Origin of the sequence: uncultured Campylobacter sp. (assembly GCF_938030785.1) — a bacterium.
GTDB lineage: Bacteria > Campylobacterota > Campylobacteria > Campylobacterales > Campylobacteraceae > Campylobacter_B.
In genome coordinates, this window is record NZ_CALHIK010000107.1 from 1 (window position 1) to 3,885 (window position 3,885).

5 protein-coding genes are annotated in these 3,885 nt (G+C 52.9%); 1 reads left to right on the forward strand and 4 read right to left on the reverse strand.

Features of this window, described 5'->3' with window-relative positions; all coding sequences use genetic code 11:
- The 4 genes from Q0438_RS06045 to Q0438_RS06060 form a co-directional block, all read right to left on the reverse strand.
- Nucleotides 1-340, reverse strand: a 340-nt coding sequence (locus tag Q0438_RS06045; protein ID WP_299188572.1) for a DUF4299 family protein, incomplete at its 3' end; no start/stop codon positions are given.
- Nucleotides 289-519: a DUF4299 family protein gene (locus Q0438_RS06050; RefSeq protein ID WP_299188575.1), complete on the reverse strand. Its 231-nt coding sequence runs from the start codon at nt 517-519 to the stop codon at nt 289-291. The genes Q0438_RS06050 and Q0438_RS06045, both read right to left, overlap by 52 nt.
- A 135-nt stretch (nt 520-654) precedes the next feature.
- A complete protein-coding gene (locus Q0438_RS06055) occupies nt 655-1,464 on the reverse strand; it encodes an SMI1/KNR4 family protein (RefSeq protein WP_299188578.1) in 810 nt (269 codons plus the stop codon).
- Nucleotides 1,465-1,789: 325 nt separating this feature from the next.
- Nucleotides 1,790-2,512 (reverse strand): DUF1963 domain-containing protein, encoded by a 723-nt coding sequence (locus Q0438_RS06060; RefSeq protein WP_299188581.1) that lies wholly within the window; start codon nt 2,510-2,512, stop codon nt 1,790-1,792.
- A gap of 255 nt (nt 2,513-2,767) precedes the next feature.
- Between Q0438_RS06060 and Q0438_RS06065 the strand changes: the two genes are divergently transcribed.
- Nucleotides 2,768-3,406 carry a hypothetical protein gene (locus tag Q0438_RS06065; RefSeq protein WP_299188584.1) on the forward strand — a complete coding sequence of 213 codons (639 nt, stop codon included), beginning with the start codon at nt 2,768-2,770 and terminating at the stop codon, nt 3,404-3,406.
- The last annotated feature ends 479 nt before the right edge of the window (nt 3,407-3,885 follow it).

Consider the following 3,885-nt stretch of genomic DNA (forward strand, 5'->3'; position numbering starts at 1 on the left):
CCATCATCGCGCGGTTTATCGCAAAAGGCCTCTGCACCCCGTAGCAAAAATTTACCTCCGTATCGTCGTTTAAGTGTTGATCTATCGAATGCAGCCCCGCCGATATATCGCGCTCGTAGTCGAATTCTTCTATCGTGTCGTGAGCGTAAATTTCGCCGTTTTCATCCGTGATCTCGCCCCCTAGCTGCTTAGATAGCGCCTGTAGATACGAGATCGCCAAAACCCAATCAAAGACCGTCGCGGGCGTATTTACGTGCACCGCGTAGCTTTGCTGCTCCTCGTCATATCTTATAGCTCGATTCCGCGCCCGCTCTTGCCCCGCACGCCCAAAATCAAACACTCATACTTGCTCAAAGGCGATTTTAAAAACGCCCTCTCGTCAAAGTCCTCGGCGCTCTCGTCTATGCCAAATACCGATAGATCGGGCAGCAGATCCAATGCCTTGCTAACGCTCATGGCGTCCGAATACCCCATAAATAGCAGTCGCTTTTTGTTTTTGACGCGGAATTCTACGCTCATCGTTTTCTCCTTATTGAAACGGCAAAATTGTAGCGAAATTTTACCCGCCGCGGCGAGCTAAATTTACGCGTGCAAGCCCACGCTGACGATTGCACGAGCGCGCCGTCACAAAGCTACACTCTCAATCGCGAAAGCTTACGCGCCGACCGCGTCTTTTAGGCTCTGTGCGCACAAGCCCGCATCCTTAAGCTCGCGCAAAATTTCATCCATCAGCTCCTCTTTGAAAACGTCCAGTATCATCGCGCTGCCGTCTAGCTCAGCATAGCGCAGGGCGGGCTCGCTGAAGTTTTTAAGCTCTTTAAACCGCCGCTCGCCCCGCCTGGCAAATCCGAGCCGAACCTCGTTCGGGCTAAGGCTCAGCACGCCGCCATCGCGAGGGAAATTATACACGCTAAAGCCGTAAAGCTGCGGATCGGCGGCTCTTGGGCGCACGCCTAAAATTTCCTCCAGCCGCGCCTTCGTGCCGTCTAGATCGAGCCCCGTGTGCAGCGCGATCTTGCCGCCTGTGTCGAGCCGCAAAAGCGTCAAAAACGAAGCGAAATCCTGCGCGATGATGCTTTGCTCATCGCATTCGACGTCGATATAGGCGACTGCAGGCTGCTCGCTCGCGCGGTAGTCCAGGCACAGATACCAATGCCCGTCGCCGCTGAAGGGCACCAGCCCGTCAAGCTCGAAGCTCACGCACTCGCGCTCCTCGCCCCAGCTAAAGCGCGTAAGCGACGGATGCGCCTCGCCGATGCCGCTGACGGCATCCAGCGGGTAGCCCTCTAGCTCGTAGCGCAGGTAGCCGCCGTTTTGGATGCTTAGCATCATGACTAGCTCGCGCGGCAGGGCGTGTCCTAGCTCCTCTTCTGCGGCTCGCAGCGCCTTGGGCGTGAGCGGATCTTGTAGATATGGCAGGTAGATCGGCCTGCGCCAGATGTTTGCAAGCTGGTTTGCGTTCATTTTTGCTCCTTTAAATTTGCGGGTTAAAATTTCAAGCGTGCCTTAAATTTCAAGCTCGAAGCCGAAATCTCAGTTATAAAATTTTAAAATTTTGCGGCGCCGAATTTTTCACGGCCCGCTTGCCGTATTCGGCGCGTCTGCAACTATACGGCTCGTCTTTCGGCGGCTTAAATTTAATCTAGATCGGGTGCGCCGCCGTTAAAATTTAAGCCGCACCGAGCAGGCTCAAAGCCGTGCGCCGATAAAATTCATCGTAAATTTACTCGCTCCCGGCGCCCGCCTGAAGCGGCGGAATTTTACCAGCAAGCTAAAGCCTTTCGCGCGCCTAATCGAAATCATAATACAGGCTCCATGCGCCGCTTTGCGGGTTTTTGGCAAACATCAAGCTGCCGCCATCTATGACGTTAAAGCCCGCTTTTTCGTCTGAAGAGACCTGAAAAACGAACTGATAGCCCTCGCCGAAGCTCACTCCCGACTGGCAAAAGGAGGGATAGCCGCTGAATTTCGTGCAGTTGTGATACTCCGGCCCAGCCGTGACGTCGGAATAATAGAGCCCGATCGACCTTTTAAGCTCTAAAATTTCATGCACGACGTCAGGCTCCAGCCCGCCGCCATCCCAGACCGCCGTATCGTCCGCGGCAAATTTTGGCTGCAAAGGAAAGGGCCTTATCTGTGAGCGCGGATTTGCAAGCTCCTTTATGACGAGCTCGCTTACGTCGCTATACTCGCGGATCGCCCACAGGCCGTCCATCTGCTCAGGGGATTTGCCGATGAGATCCTGCGAGATAAAGACCGCAAGCAGCTTGACGTCGTCCAAGACCTGCGGCACGTAGGGTAGCGCGGGCAGGTAAAACTGCGCTAGAGGAAGCATCGGCGCGCCGTTTTGATCCACAGGCAGCTCCTCATCCGCCGCGCAGGCGAGCACGCGGCCGATCCAGCACTCATCGATCGCGCCTCGCGGCCTCACTCCGCCCGTCTGAAAATAGGTGATTTCGCGCGCGATCTTGCGCTGCAGCTCCTTGATCTTTTCTTGCAGATCCGTTTGCATTTGCGTCCTTTTCGGTTGGAATTTTAGCGCTTTTGTGAAATTATAGCGTAAATTTTACCCGCCGCCGCGAGCTAAATTTGCGCTTGCCGTTTGCGATGGCTTGCGTATTTTGCGCACGCCCGCACGCCTATTTTGTGCTCGTGCGTCGCGAGCCCGGACTTTCGGTGCCAAACTTGCGAAAAGCAAGCTTAAAGCTTTTTGGGATAAAATTTAAACAGACCCACGTAGGCGGAAATTTAATCAAAAGGAGCGAAAATGACGAAAGATCAGTGCTGCGTTTTAAAGCATTTGACGGCGGGCGAAACGGAGGGTTTTGAAAAGATAGGCGAGCTTGATGACGGCGAGTTTTTGGATGCGCTTATCGCAAAAGGGCTTGTTTGGATGCTTGACTGGGCCGGCGAGGACGAGACTGGAGATGTAGGCAAATTTATCAGCTCTAGGCTTGATGCGCTGCAAAGCGGCGTGTCGCTAGACTGCGATAAAATTTACGCAAGGCTCGAAAAAGAAGCAAAAAAAGAGGGTTTCGAGCGCGGCGATGCGAGTCTATTTTTGATGAACGAGTTTCAAAAGGCGCTCAAAAAGAGCGATTTTAGGCTCTTTACTTTGGATCTTCATAGCGACGCTTACTATCTACTTGTCGCGCACAAGGACGCCGAGAAAGATTTTAAAAAGCTAGGCAAGCGTGAGGAGCTATTTTGGGATATCGCGCCGTGGGGCAAGCGCCGCAAAAGGCAGATTCTTTACGTCATAAACTGCGAGTGCGGCGAGATGTCAGCGTGGCAGCTGGACGCGGACGAGCCGTCGCCTAGAGATGAAGTCTGCGAGGTCTGCGGGCGGGTGCTTTTTGACGCAGACGGCAACGCGATGCAACCTTTGGAGAAGGAATTTATATAATATTGTTTATCGCGGCTTTGCGTGCGAAGTTTTGTTGGCTAAATGAAAGTCAAATTTTATTGCGCAGCTAGGCAGGATTTGGCGTACAGGTTTGGTTTGCGGCTCGGCGGCGAAGTGCGGTTTAAATTTAAAGCTTGTCCGAGCGGTGGAATGTAGTTTTTGATTTGCGGCTTGCTCGGCGGGCGGCGGAATGTGTTTTGATTTGAGGCTTGCTCTGGTAGTAAAATACGGTTCGGCGCGGCTCGCTTTGTTTTGCTGTTTGCGCGAGCGGCGAAATTTTGCAATTTGCGTTTGTGTCTTAATAAGACTACGGCGCAAGACGCACTATGTATCGCTTGCGTTCTTGGCTTAATTTTTTATCCAGCAAGTTCGCAGTCGTGGGCGTATCTACCTATGCTGCGCTAAATTTTGATTTTAATGGTTGTGGACGTAGGCTCGCGCGACTAAAAATCAAAATTTTGCCCTGCTGCGAGTGCCAA